This is a genomic window from Streptomyces sp. Tek67B01 (assembly GCF_055231995.1).
The window spans coordinates 4,240,940-4,260,141 of the sequence record NZ_JBUYUY010000001.1 but is presented as its reverse complement, the minus strand read 5'-3'; the positions used below and the strand labels follow the sequence as shown (position 1 = coordinate 4,260,141).

The following is a 19,202-nucleotide window of genomic DNA, read 5'->3' as shown; positions in this document are numbered from 1 at the left end:
TCCCAGAAGCCGGAATGGCCGGGCCGGAACCCCCAGCGGGGGGTTCCGGCCCGGCCATCCCTGCCGACGGGTGCGATCAGAGCAGCCCGTCCCACATCTGCTCCAGCACCACCGACCACCAGCTCTCCGGCGAAGCCAGCGCCGCACTGTCCAGCCCCGCCAGATTCGCCTGGAAATCGACGGTCCACCGACCGGCCTGTTCCGGCGTCAGATGCTGGCGCAGCCGCCACATCTGACCCAGCATCGCCAGCGAGCGCACGAACTGCGGCAGGCTCGAATTCACGAACTGCGGCGGCACCGGAGCCCCGCCCGGCCCGGCCTCCACCGGAACCGCCACGATGTGCGCCGTCCCGTACTGCACGCACAGCGCCTTGCCGAAGTCGCTGCCGACCACCAGGTACGAACCCGCGTCCGACGCCGGCTGCACCTGCCGCTGCGCCGCGAGCTCCGCCAGCGTCGGCAACGGCTGCCCCGGCACGGCCTGCGCCCAGAAGAACGGCCCGAAGTCCACCGGCAGACCCGACCACATCAGCGTCTGCGCCACGATCTCGGGCACACCCTGACGGGACACCGCCCGCTGGTCGAAACGGAACACGCCCTGTGGCCCGAACGCCCCCGCCAGCTCCTGGGCGATCGCGTCCAACGGGATCGCCGGCTGGAGCGGGACCTGCGGCAGCGGCGCCCGCACCGGCGCGGGACGCGCCGGACCGTCCGCCACCTGGTGCAGCTCGCTCTGGTGGGTGATCAGATGCCGCATGCCCTGCTGACGGCTCGCGTGATCCGTCCCGTACGGGGCCACGCTCGTGATCCGCACCTGCGGCCAGGTCTCCCGGATCATCCGCGCGCAGTAACCACCGGGCAGCTCACAGGACGCCAGCTCCGTGTGCAGCTCCAGTACCTGCTGCGGCGGCACGTTCATCGCGCGCAGCTCGTACAGGATCTGCCACTCGGGGTGCGGCGTGCCCGGCGCGGAACGACGGATCAGCTGCTGTTCGGAGCCGTCGGGCGCGCGGTAGCGCAAGACCGCCTGGTATCCGGGACCCACGGTGGGGACCCCGGGCTGCGCCACCGGAGCGGGCCCGTGCTGCGGCCCCGCGGGCGCGGGGCCGGGAGGGCCGGGCGGCTGCGGTGCCGCGGGATGCGCGAGCATCGTCGCGGCGTGGTGCGCCCCGCCACCAGGCACACCAGCAGCCGCGGGAACACCGGGCCCCGCAGGCACACCAGGAGCAGGCGGCGGCCCGGGCGGAACCGGCGGCCCCACCACAGCAGGACCCGCCAACATCGTCGCAGCGTGATCGAGCCCACCACCCGACCGACCACCGGCACCCGCAACCCCGGGCGGCCCCGCAGGCACACCAGGCCCCGCAGGCACACCAGGCGCAGGCGGCGGCCCGGGCGGAACCGGCGGCCCCACCACAGCAGGACCCGCCAACATCGTCGCGGCATGATCGAGCCCACCACCCGACCGACCACCGGCACCCGCAACCCCGGGCGGCCCCGCAGGCACACCAGGCCCCGCAGGCACACCAGGAGCAGGCGGCGGCCCGGGCGGAACCGGCGGCCCCACCACAGCAGGACCCGCCAACATCGTCGCGGCATGATCAAGTCCACCACCCGGCGCACCAGAAGCCCCCGGCAGCGCGGGAGGCGCGGACGGCACGTCGGCCGGCGCACCGGCCGCTGCCCTGGAAACCCCCGGTCGTGACACCTGCGCCTTGCTCGTCGGCGCGTCGGCGATGTCCCCGGCACCCTCCGCCAGGGCCGGCGCTATGGCCGTCCTCGGCAGTTGGCTGCCACCCGACATCAACGTCGTCTTCGCCTCCGGAGCCACCCCCGAAGGCGCCCCGGCCCCCTCCTCCAGGTCCGAGCCCGACAGCGGCGGCGCGAACACCGTCGCCGGCAGCGGCACCGACAGCTCGTCCGCGCCGGAATTCACATCCGTCCCCGCCCACGGCGTCGCCCCCGCCGGCACCCCGTCATTGGCGGTCGGCTCGTACGGCACCTCGCCCCCGCGGCCGAGCGGCACCGCGTCGGAAACGCGGCCGGAGGCAGCAGGCCCGGCAGGCCCAGCAGGAGCAGCAGGCCCGGCGGGGCCGGCCGGAGCGGAAGGCACCGCGGCCGCGGCGGAGGCACCCGGACCGGCGGCGCCGTCGGCCACCTCCGGCGCCCCGGAAACACCGCCCGCCGAGGAACCGGCGCCCACCGGGGGAATCCCCGCGCGGTCCGCCGCCTCCTGCAACCACTCCGGGGGACTCAACATGAACGACGTCTGCTCCGCGTCGATCCGCGGCGACGGCACCGAAGCCTCCGCCACCGGCGCGGACGCCACCCCGTACTCCTCCTCGTACCGCCGGATCACCTCACCCACCGGCAACCCGGGCCACAGCGTCACCTCACCGCTGTCCCGCGCGATGACCAGACGCTGGCGACCACCACCGGACACCGGACCGCCCGCCCGGTCCTCCGACCACACCACGAACCCGAGCCCGAACTCCCGTACCCGCACCTCACGGTGCTGATAGGCGGGCACGTCCCCGTTGATCCACTCCTCGGCGCGCTCCTGCGCCTGCGCAAACGTCACCACCGCGCCGTCACCCCTCCACCGGAGCGGCACCCGCCACGGGAACCGAGCGTGCGAATCCGCCGTCCACCATCAGACCGGCCACCGTCTCCAACTCCGGCGGATTGCCCGCCAACCGCTCCAGAAAGGCGTCGAAATCAGCACCGCACGGCAACAACAGCCGCTCCACGCGCTCCTGCACGGACCAACCGTCCCGGTCCCGCGCGTCGTCGTACGGAGAGAACCACACGGAGCCGATCCCCTCGCCCTTCACCTTCACCGCGAGCAACCCGCCCTGCACGAAGGCCACACACAGGTAGTCCTTCGTCAGATGGTCCCGCAGACACTTGTTGACGTACACGAGGTCGTTGACCGCCGCCTCCTCACGCACCGTGAAGAACGGCTGGTCCACCAGCAGACCCAGCTCCACGTCCAAGCCCGTGCCCATCGGCGCGCAGCCCCCGGCCGCCTTGAGGAACGAGCGGTACGCCTCGGGCAACCGGTACCCGAGGTCCTCCTCGACCCCCTGCACCTGGCGCTCCGACACCGAAACCACCGACTTCGGCAGCTCCAGGTGCGCCGGCCGCGCCTCCTGCAAGGGTCGCGTACCACGCTTGTCGTGGTCCACCGGCGCCGTCGCCAACCCCGCGTGGTGCCGCAACAAAGCCTTCACCTCGACCGGCACCAGCTCCAACCGGCGCGACCCGGCCACGTGGTGCCACGTCCACCCGTGCGGCGTCGACACCGCGCCCACCGTGTCCCACAGCTCGTGACCCACCGCACGCATCGCCGCGTTCGCGGACACGTAGTCCGTCAGGCGCAGCTCGTCCACGCCGAAGCCCTCCGGCGGCTCCGCGATCTCCACCGCCGCCCGCGCGTAGGGAGAGAAATCGGGATGCCCCTCACCACCCATCCGGACCCCGTGAGGATGACGGGCAGCCCGGACCGGGTCCGGAAAATGCACGACCTGCCCCGAATAAGCGGCGTTGGGTGGCGGGGCCTGCTGCCCGAGCCGACCTGTCGTCATGGCGGTAGCCCCCTGCTGGATCTGGCTGGTTCAGCACAGCCTATGTGCTCCCGCAAGAGCGACACCCGCCCACCGGCCCCGCACCCGCACCACGACCCGCAACATCCGAATTGATACGAAAATTCGACCCCGCTTCCACACCACACGGGACATTTGACAGGCTGTCCCCTCAGCACGGGGGCGTGCGCGACAGCGGCCACCACCGCCGCCACGGGAGGGAAGAGCGACATGCAGCACACCGCAACACGCACGGACCACGCCGAACCGGCACCCACCGGCGCCACCGGCGACCCCCGCCTGCGCTGGAGCAGCGCCGACGGCCACACCGTCCCCGTCCTGCGCTTCCGGCGCGACGGCATCCTCCCCACCATCGCCGCGGCCCTCTCCGTACGCGGCGAGACCCTCACCGGCACCGCCGGCAAAGCCGACCAGCCCCCCACCCTGCACCCGCTCGTCCAGGACTACCTCGACACCCTCACCAGCAGCCAACGCGAACGCTTCACCGGCCGATGTCCCGAGGCGATACTCCTCTCCCGCCACATCACCGCCACCGAAGCCGCCCGCAGCAGACGCGCCTCCCGCAAGCCCCTCAGCGCGAGCGAAGCCCGCCGCTCCCTGAAACACGCCAAGATCACCGCACGCCACATCCGCGAGGACGGCGACCCCCTCCACGGCAGCTACGCACCCCCCTGCCGCTCCTGCGAAGCCCTCCTCGCCCACTTCGGCGTACGCCCCGTCGACCTCTCCCACACCGAGTAGCCGCCATGACCACTTCCGCGTCCTACGACCGCTCCTCAGCCACCCGCTTCCCCACCGCCATCGACGCCGCCCTGCGCACCGCCGGATGGGAACCGGGACGTTGGGACATCAAACAGGCCGAGTACTGGGCCGACGCCCTGCGCGACCACACCACCCCGGCCGGACACCGCCACACCGTCTTCCCGGCCGCCGTCGAGGCCTGGGCGGAATTCGGCGGACTCACCCTCACCGCCCCCGGGCCCGGCCGCCAGATAGCCCCCACCCCCGTCCACCTCGACCCGCTCACCGGACTCCACCTCGCCCGCACCTTCGCCGACCTCGGCCGCGCCCTCTCCACCGAGCTCAGCCCCCTCGGCGTCGACGCGGACACCGGCTCCCACCTCGCCATCGACCGCGAAGGCCGCGTCTACGGCATCGACCACACCGGCGACTGGTACCTCGGCGCATCCCTCGACGAGGCCCTCACCCTCCTCCTCACCGGCCTCCAACCCACCCGCCTCACCACCGGCTAGCCAAGGCCCCCACCCCAGCCCCCACCCCGCCCCCCGCCCGGGCGATCCCTCCCGGAGCCACCCCGGAAGACCACCCGGACAGGAGGCTCAAACCCGCGCGCACGGCAACACGGCCGACACCCGGAAACCACCCGCGTCCGTCGCCCCCGCCACGAACACCCCGCCCAGCCCCAGCACCCGCTCCCGCATCCCCACCAGACCGTTCCCCCCGCTCGGCAGACCGGCCCCGCCCGCCTCCCCGTCACACGGCCCGTTCTCCACCTGCATCGCCACCTCACCCTCCCGGTGAGCCAGCCGCACCGCCACCACCGCCCCCGGCGCGTGCTTGTGGCAGTTGGTCAACGCCTCCTGCACCACCCGGTACGCCGTCTGCTCCACCTCCGCCGCACACCCCGGCCACTCCCCCCGCACGGTCAGCTCCACCACCATCCCCGCCGCCCGGGACTGCCCCACGAGCGCCTCCAGCTCCGCCAGCGACGGCCCCTCCTCCGAAACCGCGACAGCCACCGACGCCACCGGCTCCACCCGCTTCGGCGCCTCCGCCCGCAACACCCCCAACATCTCCCGCAACTCCGTCAACGCCTGCCGACCCATGTCCCCCACCAGCGCCGCGTTCCGCGCCGCCTTCACCGGATCCTTCACCGCCACCGCCTGCAACGCCGCCGCGTGCACCACCATCAACGACACCCGGTGCGCCACCACGTCGTGCATCTCCCGCGCGATCCGCGTCCGCTCCTCCGTACGCGCCCACTCCGCCCGCTCCTCGGCGCGCTCCGCCAGCAGCGACAACTCGCGCTCGAGCGAATCCGCCCGCTCGTGCAGGCTCTCCATCAGCCGGCGCCGCGCCCCGACGTACATGCCGAGCAACACCGGCGGCACGGTCAGCGCCACCGCGACGAACACCGACAGCGAGATCACCAGGGTCGCAGTCACGCCCGTCTCGCCGTCGGTCCTCAGGTACATCACCACCAGCGTCGCCACGAGCGACATCGACGTCAGGGTCGCCGTGACGCGCCGGGGCACCTCGCACGCGGCCAGCGTGTAGAGCCCCACCACTCCCAGCAGGAACCCCATCACCGCCGGTGTCACCGCGATCGCCACCATCACCACGGCCACCGGCCACCGCCGCCGCAGCACGAGCGTGGCCCCCACCACGAACCCGAACACCACCCCCAGCGTCACCGGCACCCCGGCCTCGCGGGCGAACCCCACACCCTCCCAAGCACACTCCAGGGCGGACACCGCCCCGATCCCCACGTCCACCACGACGTCCCGCCGCCGCTCCCACCACCAAGGCGGCCCAGCGCGGCCTTGCTCTTCCCCCGTACTGGTCATGCCGTCCAGCGTACGCAGCGCCCCCACCACGGACCCGCCGGATTTTCCGGGGAACCGCCGGTAATCGCACGTACGACTGAATGTGCCGGCCATCGAGACCTGAATCCCACATTCCGGACCAACCTGGGTCCATGACCAAATACACCGACTTCGAAGGTCTCCGCACCCAAGCCCTCGCCCTGCGCCGCGAGGGCCTCAGCCGCCGCGAGATCCGCGACCGCCTGCACGTCCACAACAACGACATCCTCAACCGCCTGCTTGAGGGCGAACCGGCGCCCGAATGGACGAAGCGCCCCAACGCCAAGGACGACCTCCGCGCCCGCGCCCGCGAACTCCGCCTCCAAGGCATGACCTACGACCAGATCCAGGTCGAGCTCGGCTGCTCGAAGAGCTCCATCTCCCTCTGGGTCCGCGACCTCCCGAAACCGGAACGGCGACGGACTACCGCCGAAGCGGCGGCCATAGCCAAGCGGGGCTGGGCGCAGAAGCTCGAGCTGCGGGACGAGACGAGGCGCCAGATCAAACAGGAAGCAGCCCGCGAGGTCGGCGCCCTGTCGGATCGCGAGCTCTTCCTCATCGGCGTCGGCCTCTACTGGGCGGAAGGCAGCAAGGACAAGACGTACGCCCGCCGGGAGCGTCTGATCTTCGTGAACAGCGACCCCGACATGGTGCGCCTGTACGTCACCTGGCTCCGGCTACTGGGCGTCGACAGCGACCGAATCCGCTACGCCGTCATGATCCACGAGTCGGCGGACGTCTCCGGCGCGGAGAAGTTCTGGGCCGACCTGGTCGGTACGGACGTTTCCGACTTCCTCAAGACGACCCTCAAGCGGCATAACCCCCGGACGGTCCGGAAGAACACCGGAGAGGCCTACTACGGCTGCCTGGCGGTCCGCGTCCTACAAAGCGCCGAGTTGTACCGTCGCGTCGAAGGCTGGTGGTGCGGCATAGTAGGGGCTGCGCCATTTCCCGATCAACAAAATGGGACATGACGGGCGAACCATCCCGGATCGTCTAAGGGCAGGACAAATGGTTTTGGTCCATTGAATGAGGGTTCGAATCCTTCTCCGGGAGCTCACAGAACACCGTTCTGACGTTCGGGTCCCGACCTCCGCGGTCGGGACCCGGCCTCGTTTCCGGCCCCCGGCCCACCGGTATCCTTCACGGGTCCACCCCCGAAGCCGAAGGGCACACCCGTGAGCGCAACCCGCCCGGCAGCCGTCGTCGTACTCGCAGCGGGTGAAGGCACCCGCATGAAGTCGGCCACTCCCAAGGTTCTGCACGAGATCGGCGGGCGCTCGCTCGTCGGCCACGTCGTCGCCGCCGCGCGCGAGCTGGACCCCGCACACCTCGTGGTCGTCGTCGGCCACGCCCGCGAGAAGGTCGCCGCGCACCTCGCCGAGATCGACCCGGGTGTCCGCACCGCCGTCCAGTACGAGCAGAACGGCACCGGGCACGCCGTCCGGATGGCCCTCGAAGAGCTCGACGGCGAGATCGCCGGCACCGTGGTGGTCGTCTGTGGGGACACCCCGCTGTTGACCGGCGAGACCCTCGCCTCGCTGGTCGCGACCCACGGGGCCGACGGCAACGCCGTGACCGTGCTGACCGCCGAGGTCCCCGATTCGACCGGCTACGGGCGGATCGTCCGGGACGCGGCGACCGGCGCCGTGACGGCCATCGTCGAGCACAAGGACGCCACCGACGCCCAGCGCGCGATCCGTGAGATCAACTCCGGGGTCTTCGCGTTCGACGGGGCGTTGTTGAGCGATGCGCTCGGCAAGGTCCGTACCGACAACAGCCAGGGCGAGGAGTACCTGACCGACGTCCTCGGCATCCTGCGCGAGAGCGGGCACCGGGTGGGCGCGGCCGTGGGCGCGGACCACCGGCAGATCCTCGGGATCAACAACCGGGTGCAGTTGGCGGAGGCGCGGGCGTTGCTGAACGCGCGGCTGCTGGAGCGCGCGATGCTCGCCGGGGTGACCGTGGTCGACCCCGCGAGCACGTTCGTGGACGTGACGGTGACCTTCGGGCAGGACGCGGTGGTCCACCCGGGTACGCAGTTGTTGGGCAGCACGCATGTCGCCGAGGGGGCGGAGGTCGGTCCGAACACCCGGCTGACGGACACGCGGGTCGGTGCGGGGGCCCGGGTGGACAACACGGTCGCGGATTCCGCGGTGATCGGGGAGTCGGCGAGCGTCGGCCCGTTCGCGTATTTGCGTCCGGGGACGAATCTGGGGGCGAAGGCCAAGGCCGGCACGTACGTCGAGATGAAGAACGCGACGATCGGTGAGGGTACGAAGGTGCCGCACCTGTCGTACGTCGGGGACGCGACGATCGGTGAGTACTCCAACATCGGTGCGGCGAGCGTCTTCGTGAACTACGACGGCGAGCACAAGCACCACACGACGATCGGTTCACACTGTAAGACGGGCTCGGACAACATGTTTGTGGCGCCCGTCACGGTCGGGGACGGTGCTTACACGGCGGCCGGGTCCGTGATCACGAAGGACGTGCCGGCGGGTGCGCTGGCCGTGGCCCGTGGTCAGCAGCGGAATATCGAGGGTTGGGTGGCTCGCAAGCGTCCGGGGAGCGCCGCCGCCGCGGCGGCCGAGTCGGCGGTCGGGGAGGACTCGGGGTCGCGTTGAGCGGCTGTCCGGGTGAACTGACCGGAAACAGGTGCGTCCGTGACGGCGTACCGTGATAGGTGCACGAAATTCGGCTGGCTCACCGTGTGCGGGACGGACGCACACGGGGGCGAGCAGCTTTCAACACGTCTGAGGAGACTGTGCTGTGACCGGGATCAAGACGACCGGCGAGAAGAAGTTGATGCTCTTCTCCGGCCGCGCCCACCCCGAGCTGGCCGAGGAGGTCGCGCATCAGCTGGGCGTCGCCCTGGTGCCGACGAAGGCTTTCGACTTCGCGAACGGTGAGATCTACGTTCGTTTCCAGGAGTCGGCTCGTGGTGCGGACTGCTTCCTGATCCAGAGCCACACGGCTCCGATCAACAAGTGGATCATGGAACAGTTGATCATGATCGACGCGTTGAAGCGTGCGTCGGCGCGTTCCATCACGGTGATCGTGCCGTCGTACGGGTACGCCCGTCAGGACAAGAAGCACAAGGGCCGTGAGCCGATCTCGGCGCGTCTGGTGGCGGATCTGCTGAAGACGGCGGGCGCGGACCGGATCTTGACGGTGGACCTGCACACGGACCAGATCCAGGGCTTCTTCGACGGTCCGGTGGACCACCTGTCGGCGCTGACGGTCCTCGCGGACTACGTGGGCGCGAAGGTGGACCGGTCGAAGCTCACCATCGTGTCCCCGGACGCCGGCCGGGTGCGCGTGGCGGACCGCTGGTGTGACCGTCTGGACGCGCCGCTGGCGATCGTGCACAAGCGTCGTGACAAGGACGTGGCGAACCAGGTGACCGTCCACGAGGTCGTGGGTGAGGTCAAGGGTCGGGTCTGCGTCCTGGTGGACGACATGATCGACACGGGTGGCACCATCTGCGCCGCGGCCGACGCGTTGTTCGCGCACGGCGCGGAGGACGTGATCGTGACGGCGACGCACGGCATCCTGTCGGGTCCCGCCGCCGACCGTCTGAAGAACTCGAAGGTCAGCGAGTTCGTGTTCACGAACACGCTGCCGGACCCGTCGGACCTGGAGCTGGACAAGATCACGGTGCTGTCGATCGCTCCGATGATCGCGCGTGCGGTGCGCGAGGTCTTCGAGGACGGTTCGGTCACGAGCCTGTTCGAAGAGCAGCAGTAGCAGCAGTAGCAGTGGGTTGAGGAGCCGGTGGCGGCCCCGCCGCTGATCCTTTTGGGTAAGGCCTCCCGGCCGGGTAGACTCTCCGAGTTGCTCGGCGAGGGAGGCCGTACCTGTTTTCGGGTGCGGATGCTCCGTTATCGACGCGCTCTTCGTAGCAGGCCGTTTCGGCCGGGTGACTGTCGTCCTTTTTCCGTCACCCCACGAGGAGTGAGCATGTCCGAGGTCAAGCTTTCCGCCGAGTCCCGTACCGACTTCGGCAAGGGTGCCGCCCGTCAGGCCCGTCGTGACGCCCTGACCCCCGCCGTCATCTACGGCCACGGCACCGACCCGAAGCACGTCAACGTCGACGCCCACGCCCTTCAGCTGGCGCTGCGCACCCCGAACGTCCTGATCTCCCTGGACATCAAGGACGGCGGCACCGAGCTGGTCATCCCGAAGGCCGTGCAGAAGCACCCGCTGAAGCGTTCGATCTCGCACGTCGACTTCCTGATCGTCAAGAAGGGCGAGAAGGTCACCGTCGACGTCGCGATCGTCACCGAGGGCGAGCTGGCCCCCGGTGGCAACATGCTGGAGACCCTCCAGAACACCATCTCCGTCGAGGCCGAGGCCACGCACATCCCGACCGAGGTCACCGTCTCCATCGCGGGTCTGGAGGCCGGCGCGACCATTCACGCCTCCGACCTGGTCCTGCCGAAGGGCACCACGCTGGCCGTCGACGGTGACATCGCCGTCCTGCAGGTCGTCGCCCCGCAGGCCGAGGAGCCGGCCGCCGAGGCCGCCGAGGGCACCGAGGCCTGATCCACGCCTCTGCCTCTCGGCATGCGCAGCACTTGCTGAACGACCGCCGTCCGGCTCCACTGGAGCGGGACGGCGGTCGTCTTCGTTCCAGGCACTTGAAGGAGCTTTTGATGTCGGACGACGCGGCGCCCTGGCTGATCGTCGGTCTCGGGAATCCCGGGGCGGAGTACGCGGGCAACCGCCACAACATCGGGTTCATGGTGGTGGACCTGCTGGCGGAGCGGATGCGCGGGAAGTTCAAGGCGCACAAGGCGCGGGCGCAGGTGGTGGAGGGCCGGATCGGTCCTCCGGGGCCGGCGAACCGGCGGGTGGTTCTGGCGAAGCCGATGTCGTTCATGAACCTGTCGGGGGGTCCGGTGTCGGCGTTGCGGGACTTCTACAAGGTGCCGTTGGAGCGGGTCGTCGCCGTGCACGACGAGTTGGACATCGACTACCCGACGCTGCGGTTGAAGCTGGGTGGCGGGGACAACGGGCACAACGGGTTGAAGTCGATGACGAAGGCGATGGGGCCGGATTACCACCGGGTGCGGTGTGGGATCGGGCGGCCGCCGGGCCGGATGCAGGTGGCGGACTTCGTGTTGAAGGACTTCTCGTCGACGGAGCGCAAGGAGCTGGACTGGTTCGTGGACCGGTCCGCGGATGCGGTGGAGTGTCTGATCCAGGAGGGCTTGGAGCGGGCTCAGTCGGCGTACAACGCGTAGCGGGTCGTACGGGAAGGGGGTCCTTCCGTGCCGTCGGGCACGGAAGGACCCCCTTTTTTTCGTGTGGGCCGGTTGTCGGTCAGCCGGTGTTGCGCAGGCCGGCGGCGACGCCGTTGACGGTGAGGAGGAGGGCGCGGGCGAGGAGCGGGTCGGGCTCTTCACCGCGTTCGGCGGCGGCGCGCTGGCGGGCGAGGAGGGAGACCTGGAGGTAGGAGATGGGGTCGAGGTAGGCGTCGCGGACGGCGAAGGTCTGCTGGAGGACGGGGTGGGAGTCGAGGAGCTTTTCCCCGCCGGTGATGCGCAGGACCTCGCGGACCGTGAGTTCGTGTTCGGCCTGGATGCGGTCGAACACGTGCTTGAGGTGGTCGGGGACGAGGGTGTCGACGTAGTGGCGGGCGATCCGCAGGTCCGTCTTGGCGAGGGTCATCTCGACGTTGGACAGGAAGTTGCGGAAGAAGTGCCAGCGCTTGCCCATTTCGGCGAGGGCGTCGTCCCGGCCGGCTTCGCGCAGGGCCTTGAGGCCGGAGCCGACGCCGTACCAGCCGGGGACGATCTGGCGGGACTGGGTCCAGCCGAATACCCACGGGATGGCGCGGAGGCCGTCGAGGCCGGCGCCGGAGTCGGGGCGGCGGGAGGGTCGGGAGCCGAGGTGGAGGTCGGCGAGCTGGTCGACGGGGGTGGCGGCGAAGAAGTAGGCCGGGAGGTCGGGGTCTTCGACGAGGGCGCGGTAGGCGGCGTGGGCGGCGTCGGAGACGGTGTCCATGGCCGCGTCCCAGCGGGCGAGGTCGTCGTGGGACTGGCGGGGGGCGGTGTGCAGGGCGGAGGCCTGGAGGGTCGCCGCGACCGTCAGTTCGAGGTTTTCGCGGGCGAGGGACGGTACGAGGTACTTGTCGGAGATGACCTCGCCCTGTTCGGTGACCTTGATCTCGCCTTCGAGGGTGCCCCAGGGCTGGGCGAGGATCGCGTCGTGGGAGGGGCCGCCGCCGCGGCCGACGGTGCCGCCGCGGCCGTGGAAGAGGCGCAGGCGCACTCCGTAGCGGTGGGCGACGTCGCGCAGCCGGCGCTGGGCGCGGTGGATCTCCCACTGGCTGGTGGTGATGCCGCCGAACTTGGAGGAGTCGGAGTAGCCGAGCATGACCTCCTGGACGTCGCCGCGCAGGGAGACCAGGCGGCGGTAGGAGGGGTCGGCGAGCATGGCGTCGAGGATGACGTCGGCGGCCTTGAGCTCGTCGGTGGTCTCCAGGAGCGGGACGATGCCGATCTTGGCCCAGCCGGCGTGCAGGTCGATGAGGCCGGCCTCGCGGGCGAGGACGGCGGCGGCGAAGACGTCGTCGGCGCCCTGGCACATCGAGATGATGTAGGACTCGATGACTTCGGGGCCGAACTTCTCGAAGGCGTCCTTGATGGCGAAGAAGACGCCGAGGGTCTTGGCGCCGGCCGCGTCGAGGGGTGCCGGGGTGGGGGCCAGGGGGCGGCGGGAGCGGAGTTCCTTGGCGAGGAGCTTGCCGCGGTAGTCGCGGGGCATGTCGGCGTAGCGCCAGGATTCCTCGCCGAGGCGGTCGAAGAGCTGACCGAGGGCGTGGTGGTGGGCGTCGGCGTGTTCGCGGACGTCCATGGTGGCGAGCTGGAGGCCGAAGGCTGCGAGGGTGCGGATGGTGCGGTCCATGCGGCCGTCGGCGAAGAGGACCGCGCGGTGTTCGCGCAGGGAGTTCTGGATGAGGGTGAGGTCGGCGAGGAGTTCGGCGGTGCCGAGGTAGTCGCGGCCGTCCTGGTGGGTGGTGCCGCTCGCGAGGCGCTCGCGGGTGTTGAGGAGCTTTTGACGGACGCAGGTGGCCTTGAGGCGGTAGGGCTCTTCCGCGTTGAGCCTCTTGTAGCGCGGGCTGATCTCGGGCAGGCGTTCGAGGTCGGCCTGGAGCGAGGTCAGGAGTTCCTCGGTGGCTCCGGTGTAGCGGATGGAGTTGGACAGGAGTCCGCGCAGCTCGTCGATGGCGGCGAGGGCGTCGGTGATGCCGTGTTCGTGCTGGAGGATCAGGACGTCGCGGGTGACGTCGGGGGTGACATTGGGGTTGCCGTCGCGGTCGCCGCCGATCCAGGTGCCGAAGGTGAGGGGGCGGGTGCCGGGGGGCAGCTCCACGCCGACGCGCTGCAGTTCCGCGGCGAGGTCTTCGAGTACGTCCCCGACGGCGCCGGCGTGCAGCTCGTCGAGGTAGTAGATGGCGTTGCGGGCTTCGTCGGCGGGCTCCGGACGGACGACGCGCAGTTCGTCGGTCTGCCAGACGAGGTCGATGTTCTCGGCGAGCCGCAGGTCGTGGCGGCGGCGTTCGCCGGCGCCCGTGGCGGGTTCTTCGAGGAGGGCGGCGATGCGGCGCAGCTTGTTGAGGACGCTGCGGCGGGCCGCTTCGGTGGGGTGTGCGGTGAAGACGGGTCGGACGTTGAGGTTCTTGACCGTTTCGCGCAGGTGCGCGGGGTCGGCGTCCTTGAGCATGTCGGCGGTGCGGGCGAGCAGGCCGCCTTCGGCGGCGCGGTGGGCGCGCAGTTCCTTGCCTCGGTGTACCTGTTCGGTGACGTTGGCGAGGTGGAAGTAGGTGGAGAAGGCGCGGACGAGCTTGGCCGCGGTTTCGAGATCGGTGTCGCCGAGGAGCCGGGCGGCGGCTTCGCCGTCGGTGCGGGTGAGGGCGCGGACGCGTTCGACGAGGTCGAGGAGGTCTTGGCCTTCTTGGCGTACGAGGGTTTCGCCGAGGAGGTCGCCGAGGCGGCGGATGTCGGCGCGCAGCTCCGCGTTGGCGGTGGCGGCCTGCGTGAGGGTGGCCTGGGTGACGGGGGCCTGGGCGGCCTGGTCAGCACTGCTCACAGGTGCGGCTCCTTGCAGTGTTCGAGCGCTACTGGGCGGTGGGCTCCCGGGGTGGGCGCGGCGGTGCCGCTGCGCAGCTCGGGCTGCCCGTGCGGACCGCGCTGTCCGACGTGACCAGGATAGGCGGCCGGTGCTCGGGTCACGGCAGCGCGGGCGTGCTCCTCTTGCCGTGGGCGCGAGCTTTGCCATACTTACGTTGCCGTAGGTTACGGGACCGTAGGGTCCGTGATCACGCGCCCCTCGTCTCCTCACCCCCCAGGGGATCACCTGTGACCACCACCGACGATCTGATCGAGGGCGCTTCGGCGCCGTCTCATGCCTCAGGGCCGTCCGCGACGCGCGGCGGCGAGAACAAGCGGTCTGTCGAGCAGATCGCCCTGCTTTTGTTCATCACCGTCCCCTTCGTGGCGCTGGCGGGGGCGGTCCCGCTGGCGTGGGGGTGGGGGGTGAGCTGGCTCGACGTGGGCCTGATGGTGTTCATGTACTTCCTGGCGTGCCATGGCATCACGATCGGTTTCCACCGCTACTTCACGCACGGCTCCTTCAAGGCGAAGCGTCCGCTGCGCATCGTGTTGGCGGTCATGGGGTCGATGGCCGTGGAGGGGCCGCTGGTGCGGTGGGTGGCGGATCACCGCAAGCACCACAAGTTCTCCGATCACGAGGGTGACCCGCATTCGCCGTGGCGGTTCGGTGAGACGGTGCCGGCTCTGATGAAGGGCCTGTGGTGGGCGCACATCGGCTGGCTGTTCGACGAGGAGCAGACGGACCAGCAGAAGTACGCGCCGGACCTGATCAAGGACCCTGCGATCCGGCGGATCTCCCGGGACTTCGTGCTGTGGACGGTGGTGTCGCTGGCGATCCCGCCGCTGGTCGGTGGTCTGGTGACGATGTCGTGGTGGGGGGCCTTCACGGCGTTCTTCTGGGGTTCGCTGGTGCGGGTCGCGCTGTTGCACCACGTGACCTGGTCCATCAATTCGATCTGTCACGCGGTGGGCAAGCGTCCGTTCAAGTCTCGGGACCGTTCGGGGAACGTGTGGTGGCTCGCGGTGCTGTCGTGCGGCGAATCGTGGCACAACCTGCACCACGCCGATCCGACGTCGGCGCGGCACGGCGTGCTGCGCGGGCAGGTCGACTCCAGCGCGCGGCTGATCCGCTGGTTCGAGCGGTTGGGCTGGGCTTCGGACGTGCGGTGGCCGTCGGAGTCCCGCCTCGATGCCCGCCGCAAGGAAATGTCTTCGAACGCGGCATGATGGGGGACGTGGCGATCGACGGCAGCAGTTCCAGCGGTGACAAACCCCGGCGGGGTCGCCGGGTGCGGATGACGGGTGCGGAGCGGCGTCAGCAGTTGCTGGACATCGGTCGGGCGCTGTTCGCCGAAAAGGGCTTCGAGGGCACGTCGGTGGAGGAGATCGCGGCGAAGGCCGGGGTGTCCAAGCCGGTGGTGTACGAGCACTTCGGCGGCAAGGAAGGCCTGTACGCGGTGGTCGTGGACCGCGAGATGCGGCAGTTGCTGGACGGGGTGACGGGCGCGCTGACGGCCGGGCACCCGCGCGAGCTGTTGGAACAGGCGGCCTTCGCGCTGCTGGACTACATCGAGAGCTATACGGACGGGTTCCGCATCCTGGTGCGGGATTCGCCGGTGGCGCAGTCGACGGGCACCTTCGCGTCGCTGATCAGTGACATCGCCACGCAGGTCGAGGACATCCTGGGCCTGGAGTTCAAGGCCCGGGGTTTCGATCCGAAGCTGGCTCCGCTGTACGCGCAGGCGCTGGTGGGCATGGTGGCGCTGACCGGTCAATGGTGGTTGGAGACGCGGCGCCCGAAGAAGGCGGAGGTGGCGGCGCACTTGGTGAACCTGGCCTGGCACGGCCTGGAGAACCTGGAGGCCCGTCCCCGTCTGGTGGGACACCGCAGGAGCTGACGCGGCCGGCGCCCCGCACCCGTACGCGCGACGGCGCCCCGTCACCGGATGTCCGGTGGCGGGGCGCGGTCGTGTGGTCAGGTGAGGGGTTCGAGGAATTCCAGGCGGTTGCCGACGGGGTCGTGTGAGTAGAACCGCTTGTGTCCGGGCAGGTCGGCGTCCCAGTGGACCTCGGCGCCGTGCTCGCGCAGTCTGCGGGCGTAGGCCTCGATGTCGGTGACGCGCAGGCCCGGGTGGGCCTTGCCGGCGGGCCGGAAGCCGTCTTCGATCCCGACGTGGAGTTGTACCGGTCCGGCGGCGAACCAGCAGCCCCCGCGTGCGGCGAGGGCGGCCGGCTTGGGCAGTTCGGTCATGCCGAGGGCGTCGGTGTAATAGCGGCGCAGGAGGTCCTCGGAGCCGGGTGGGGCGGCGAGTTGGACGTGGTCGAGGGCGGTGAGCACGTCAGGCCTCCTTGCGGGCGACGGCGAAGATGCGGCGGAAGGGGAACACCGTGCCGCGCGGGCCGGGCGGGTAGGCGGCGCGCAGCGCTTCCCGGTATTCGTCGAGGAAGCGGTCGACGGCCTCCTTGTCGTCGCCGAGTTCGGTGAGAACGGGCCGCAGGGCGGTGCCCTTGACCCAGTCGAGTACGGGGTCGGGGCCGGACAGCAACTGGTGGTAGGTGGTTTCCCATACGTCGACGACGCAGCCGAGTTCGGTGAAACGGGCGAGGTATTCGGCGGGTTCGAGGATGTGGACGTAGCGCGCGCCGTGGCCGGCGAGGCGGTCGCGCCAGCGGGGGGTGTCGCAGAGGTCGGCGAGCATCCGGTGGCTGGGCGCGGTGAAGTTGCCGGGGATCTGGAAGGCGAAGGTGCCCCCGGGTCGCAGTGCGGTGATCCACGCCGCGAAGGAGCCGGGGTGGTTGGGCACCCATTGGAGGGCCGCGTTGGAGACGATCAGGTCGTAGGACTCCTCCGGGTGCCAGTCGGCGAGGTCGGCCCGCGCGAAGTCGAGGTGTCCGCCGCCGGGGGTGGGTCCGGCGTGGTCGTGGCCGGCGCGGCGGAGCATGTCCGGGGAGAGGTCGAAGCCGGTGATGCGGGCATCGGGCCACCGGTCGGCGAGCAGCGCGGTGACGTTGCCGGGGCCGCAGCCGAGGTCGGCGATGCGTGCGGGGGCGGTGGGGAGCTCGGGTATGCGGGTCAGCAGGTCGAGAAAGGGGCGTGTGCGGTGCCCGGCGTGTCGGAGGTACTGCTGGGGGTCCCAGACCGGCGCCACGGGAGCGGTGGCGACGGGCGTCGGAACCGAGGCGGTGTCGGAATGCATATGCGAAGCCTCCCTGCTGATGGGGCGGTTGGAAGCGGAAGCCGTCCGGCCCGTCCATTCCCATCCTGGCCGAATATATATCTTGACGTCAAGATGCACGAGATCGAGATATCCAGGGCCCAAGATCCTTGAATTGAAGAGACTTCACATCGACAGACCCCTTACACTGATCGGCATGGAGGACGAGGTCGACCGACTGGTCGCGGCATGGCGGCGAGAACGCCCTGACCTCGACGTGGAACCGCTCGAGGTGCTCAGCCGCGTGAGCCGGCTCGCCCGCCACCTCGACCGCGCCCGCAGGCTCGCCTTCTCCGAGCACGGCCTGGAGCCCTGGGAATTCGACGTCCTCACGTCGCTGCGCCGCGCGGGCGCCCCGTACCAGCTCTCCCCCGGCCAGTTGCTCACCCAGACGCTGGTGACCTCCGGCACCATGACCAACCGCATCGACCGGCTCGCCAAGAAAGGCCTGGTGGAGCGGCTTCCCGACCCCAGCGACCGGCGCGGCGTACTGGTCCGGCTGACCCCCGAGGGCCGCGACCGCGCCGACCAGTCCCTGGCCGGGCTGCTGGCGCAGGAACGCGCCATCCTCGCCCAGCTCTCCCAGGGCCAGCGCGGTGACCTCGCCGCGCTGCTACGCAGGCTGACCGCTCCGTTCGACAACATCCCCGGCTAGCTCCGCCGGCCGCACCCCGGCCCGCCGGGCCAGTGCCACCGCCGCGAGCGTGGAATGCACCCCGAGCTTGCCCAGGACGTTCTGCATGTGGGTGCGGACGGTGTGCGGGGACAGGAACAGCCGCGCGGCCACCTCCTTGCGGCCCAGCCCGGCCACCATGCAGCGCAGCACCTCGTGCTCTCGCGGCGTGAGCGACTCCACCAGCCGTTCGCTGTCCGTACGGTGCTTGCGCGCCGCGGTCAGTTCCCGCAGCACCCCGGTCAGCAGCGCGGGCGGAAGGTGGGTCTCCTCCCGCAGGACGCCTCGGATGACGGACAGCAACCGCGAGAGCGAACAGTCCTTGGCGACCCAGCCCGACGCCCCCGCCTGGAGGGCGAGCGCGGCCCGGCGGGGGTCGTCGCGTTCGGCGAGCACCACCGTGCGCACCCCCGGGTGGGCCGTGCGTACGTTCGCGACCAGCGCGATCCCGTCCGCGGCGGGGGGCGCGGGCGGTGACCCCGAGCCCGGTGCGCGCTGGGCGGGCACGGTCCCCGCCGCGGCGCCCAGGTCGGCGTCCACGAGCATGACGTCGAAGCGGCGGCCCTCGGCCGCCGCGCGTTCGAGGCAGCGCGCGGCTGCGGGAGCACTGCCGGCCGCGGACACGTCCACGTCCGGCTCGGCCGCGAGCGCGGCCGCGAGAGATTCGGCGAAGATGCGGTGATCGTCGACGACGAGAACGCGGATACGGACCACGAAAACCCCCACGGGTCGGGGAACGGACGACGGCGGGTACGGCGCCCGGACCGGGTGGTGATCCGCAGCAGCCGCGGCCGCCGCCGAGACATCTCTGCACTACCCCGGAGCGGACGCCGTACCCGGCGTATCTCGACCCCTGAATCGACACCGGCCCCCACCGGTGTCACGCATCAGCGTAGAGCGGGTGGGGTCCGGTGGTTGGCCGAATAGCGGAAGTTTTTAGAGCGATTTTCCGGCCCGACGGCCCCGAACGGCCGTTGGCG

General features: G+C 70.6%; 17 protein-coding genes and 1 tRNA gene. 11 read left to right on the top strand and 7 right to left on the bottom strand.

All coding sequences use genetic code 11. From position 1 onward, the window contains the following. Positions 1–76: 76 nt before the first annotated feature. Positions 77–2,584 carry an SUKH-4 family immunity protein gene (locus ACV7NM_RS19235; protein ID WP_463411419.1) on the bottom strand — a complete coding sequence of 836 codons (2,508 nt, stop codon included), beginning with the start codon at positions 2,582–2,584 and terminating at the stop codon, positions 77–79. 7 nt (positions 2,585–2,591) lie between these two features. Then, positions 2,592–3,587 (bottom strand): SMI1/KNR4 family protein, encoded by a 996-nt coding sequence (locus ACV7NM_RS19230; protein ID WP_463411418.1) that lies wholly within the window; start codon positions 3,585–3,587, stop codon positions 2,592–2,594. A gap of 228 nt (positions 3,588–3,815) precedes the next feature. Between ACV7NM_RS19230 and ACV7NM_RS19225 the strand changes: the two genes are divergently transcribed. After that, positions 3,816–4,346 carry a YwqJ-related putative deaminase gene (locus ACV7NM_RS19225; protein WP_463411417.1) on the top strand — a complete coding sequence of 177 codons (531 nt, stop codon included), beginning with the start codon at positions 3,816–3,818 and terminating at the stop codon, positions 4,344–4,346. Positions 4,347–4,351: 5 nt separating this feature from the next. After that, positions 4,352–4,858 carry an SUKH-3 domain-containing protein gene (locus ACV7NM_RS19220; protein ID WP_463411416.1) on the top strand — a complete coding sequence of 169 codons (507 nt, stop codon included), beginning with the start codon at positions 4,352–4,354 and terminating at the stop codon, positions 4,856–4,858. Positions 4,859–4,945: 87 nt separating this feature from the next. Here the strand turns inward: ACV7NM_RS19220 and ACV7NM_RS19215 are convergent, their stop codons facing one another. Next, positions 4,946–6,193 carry a sensor histidine kinase gene (locus ACV7NM_RS19215; protein WP_463411415.1) on the bottom strand — a complete coding sequence of 416 codons (1,248 nt, stop codon included), beginning with the start codon at positions 6,191–6,193 and terminating at the stop codon, positions 4,946–4,948. A 131-nt stretch (positions 6,194–6,324) separates the two neighbouring features. Between ACV7NM_RS19215 and ACV7NM_RS19210 the strand changes: the two genes are divergently transcribed. The 6 genes from ACV7NM_RS19210 to pth all read left to right on the top strand — a co-directional run bounded on the left by ACV7NM_RS19210 (position 6,325) and on the right by pth (position 11,460). Next, positions 6,325–7,185, top strand: coding sequence for a hypothetical protein (locus ACV7NM_RS19210; protein ID WP_463411414.1), 861 nt, complete (start codon positions 6,325–6,327; stop codon positions 7,183–7,185). An 11-nt stretch (positions 7,186–7,196) separates the two neighbouring features. Next, positions 7,197–7,267: transfer RNA gene (locus ACV7NM_RS19205), tRNA-Gln, on the top strand. A 122-nt stretch (positions 7,268–7,389) separates the two neighbouring features. After that, positions 7,390–8,838 carry a bifunctional UDP-N-acetylglucosamine diphosphorylase/glucosamine-1-phosphate N-acetyltransferase GlmU gene (gene glmU / locus ACV7NM_RS19200; RefSeq protein ID WP_463411413.1) on the top strand — a complete coding sequence of 483 codons (1,449 nt, stop codon included), beginning with the start codon at positions 7,390–7,392 and terminating at the stop codon, positions 8,836–8,838. Positions 8,839–8,983: 145 nt separating this feature from the next. Further along, positions 8,984–9,961 carry a ribose-phosphate diphosphokinase gene (locus ACV7NM_RS19195; RefSeq protein WP_136213578.1) on the top strand — a complete coding sequence of 326 codons (978 nt, stop codon included), beginning with the start codon at positions 8,984–8,986 and terminating at the stop codon, positions 9,959–9,961. 213 nt (positions 9,962–10,174) lie between these two features. After that, positions 10,175–10,759, top strand: a complete 585-nt coding sequence (locus ACV7NM_RS19190) for a 50S ribosomal protein L25/general stress protein Ctc (RefSeq protein WP_463411412.1) — start codon at positions 10,175–10,177, stop codon at positions 10,757–10,759. A 110-nt stretch (positions 10,760–10,869) separates the two neighbouring features. Then, positions 10,870–11,460: an aminoacyl-tRNA hydrolase gene (pth, locus tag ACV7NM_RS19185; protein WP_463411411.1), complete on the top strand. Its 591-nt coding sequence runs from the start codon at positions 10,870–10,872 to the stop codon at positions 11,458–11,460. Positions 11,461–11,539: 79 nt separating this feature from the next. Here pth and ppc read toward each other — a convergent pair whose 3' ends face one another. Beyond that, complete coding sequence (gene ppc / locus ACV7NM_RS19180; protein ID WP_463413986.1) at positions 11,540–14,233, bottom strand: phosphoenolpyruvate carboxylase; 2,694 nt, start codon at positions 14,231–14,233, stop codon at positions 11,540–11,542. Positions 14,234–14,580: 347 nt separating this feature from the next. Here ppc and ACV7NM_RS19175 point away from each other — a divergent pair, with 347 nt between their 5' ends. Together ACV7NM_RS19175 and ACV7NM_RS19170 are read left to right on the top strand one after the other, a co-directional pair. Continuing rightward, positions 14,581–15,561 (top strand): acyl-CoA desaturase, encoded by a 981-nt coding sequence (locus tag ACV7NM_RS19175; protein WP_463411410.1) that lies wholly within the window; start codon positions 14,581–14,583, stop codon positions 15,559–15,561. Then, complete coding sequence (locus ACV7NM_RS19170; RefSeq protein ID WP_463411409.1) at positions 15,558–16,232, top strand: TetR family transcriptional regulator; 675 nt, start codon at positions 15,558–15,560, stop codon at positions 16,230–16,232. The genes ACV7NM_RS19175 and ACV7NM_RS19170 overlap by 4 nt, the downstream gene beginning before the upstream one ends. A gap of 77 nt (positions 16,233–16,309) precedes the next feature. On the opposite strand, the gene ACV7NM_RS19165 is transcribed toward ACV7NM_RS19170, so the two are convergent. Further along, a complete protein-coding gene (locus tag ACV7NM_RS19165; protein WP_463411408.1) occupies positions 16,310–16,672 on the bottom strand; it encodes a VOC family protein in 363 nt (120 codons plus the stop codon). Between the two features lies 1 nt (position 16,673). Beyond that, entirely contained in the window at positions 16,674–17,531 is an 858-nt protein-coding gene (locus tag ACV7NM_RS19160; protein WP_463411407.1) for a trans-aconitate 2-methyltransferase, read from the bottom strand. A 175-nt stretch (positions 17,532–17,706) separates the two neighbouring features. Between ACV7NM_RS19160 and ACV7NM_RS19155 the strand changes: the two genes are divergently transcribed. Continuing rightward, the gene (locus ACV7NM_RS19155; RefSeq protein ID WP_136213571.1) at positions 17,707–18,204 is read left to right on the top strand and encodes a MarR family winged helix-turn-helix transcriptional regulator; all 498 of its coding nucleotides are present in this window, start codon (positions 17,707–17,709) and stop codon (positions 18,202–18,204) included. Here ACV7NM_RS19155 and ACV7NM_RS19150 read toward each other — a convergent pair. Beyond that, positions 18,163–18,936: a LuxR C-terminal-related transcriptional regulator gene (locus ACV7NM_RS19150; RefSeq protein ID WP_463411406.1), complete on the bottom strand. Its 774-nt coding sequence runs from the start codon at positions 18,934–18,936 to the stop codon at positions 18,163–18,165. The two genes, ACV7NM_RS19155 and ACV7NM_RS19150, sit on opposite strands and share 42 nt — an antisense overlap. Between the last annotated feature and the right edge of the window lie 266 nt (positions 18,937–19,202).

What these genes read in the sequence shown, in the direction of transcription:
- ACV7NM_RS19160 (WP_463411407.1), bottom strand. Translation starts at nt 17,531, where the DNA reads ATGCATTCCGACACCGCCTCGGTTCCGACGCCCGTCGCCACCGCTCCC.
- ACV7NM_RS19230 (WP_463411418.1), bottom strand. Translation starts at nt 3,587, where the DNA reads ATGACGACAGGTCGGCTCGGGCAGCAGGCCCCGCCACCCAACGCCGCT.
- ACV7NM_RS19190 (WP_463411412.1), top strand. Translation starts at nt 10,175, where the DNA reads ATGTCCGAGGTCAAGCTTTCCGCCGAGTCCCGTACCGACTTCGGCAAG.
- ACV7NM_RS19220 (WP_463411416.1), top strand. Translation starts at nt 4,352, where the DNA reads ATGACCACTTCCGCGTCCTACGACCGCTCCTCAGCCACCCGCTTCCCC.
- ACV7NM_RS19155 (WP_136213571.1), top strand. Translation starts at nt 17,707, where the DNA reads ATGGAGGACGAGGTCGACCGACTGGTCGCGGCATGGCGGCGAGAACGC.
- ACV7NM_RS19225 (WP_463411417.1), top strand. Translation starts at nt 3,816, where the DNA reads ATGCAGCACACCGCAACACGCACGGACCACGCCGAACCGGCACCCACC.
- ACV7NM_RS19215 (WP_463411415.1), bottom strand. Translation starts at nt 6,193, where the DNA reads ATGACCAGTACGGGGGAAGAGCAAGGCCGCGCTGGGCCGCCTTGGTGG.
- pth (WP_463411411.1), top strand. Translation starts at nt 10,870, where the DNA reads ATGTCGGACGACGCGGCGCCCTGGCTGATCGTCGGTCTCGGGAATCCC.
- ACV7NM_RS19170 (WP_463411409.1), top strand. Translation starts at nt 15,558, where the DNA reads ATGATGGGGGACGTGGCGATCGACGGCAGCAGTTCCAGCGGTGACAAA.
- ACV7NM_RS19210 (WP_463411414.1), top strand. Translation starts at nt 6,325, where the DNA reads ATGACCAAATACACCGACTTCGAAGGTCTCCGCACCCAAGCCCTCGCC.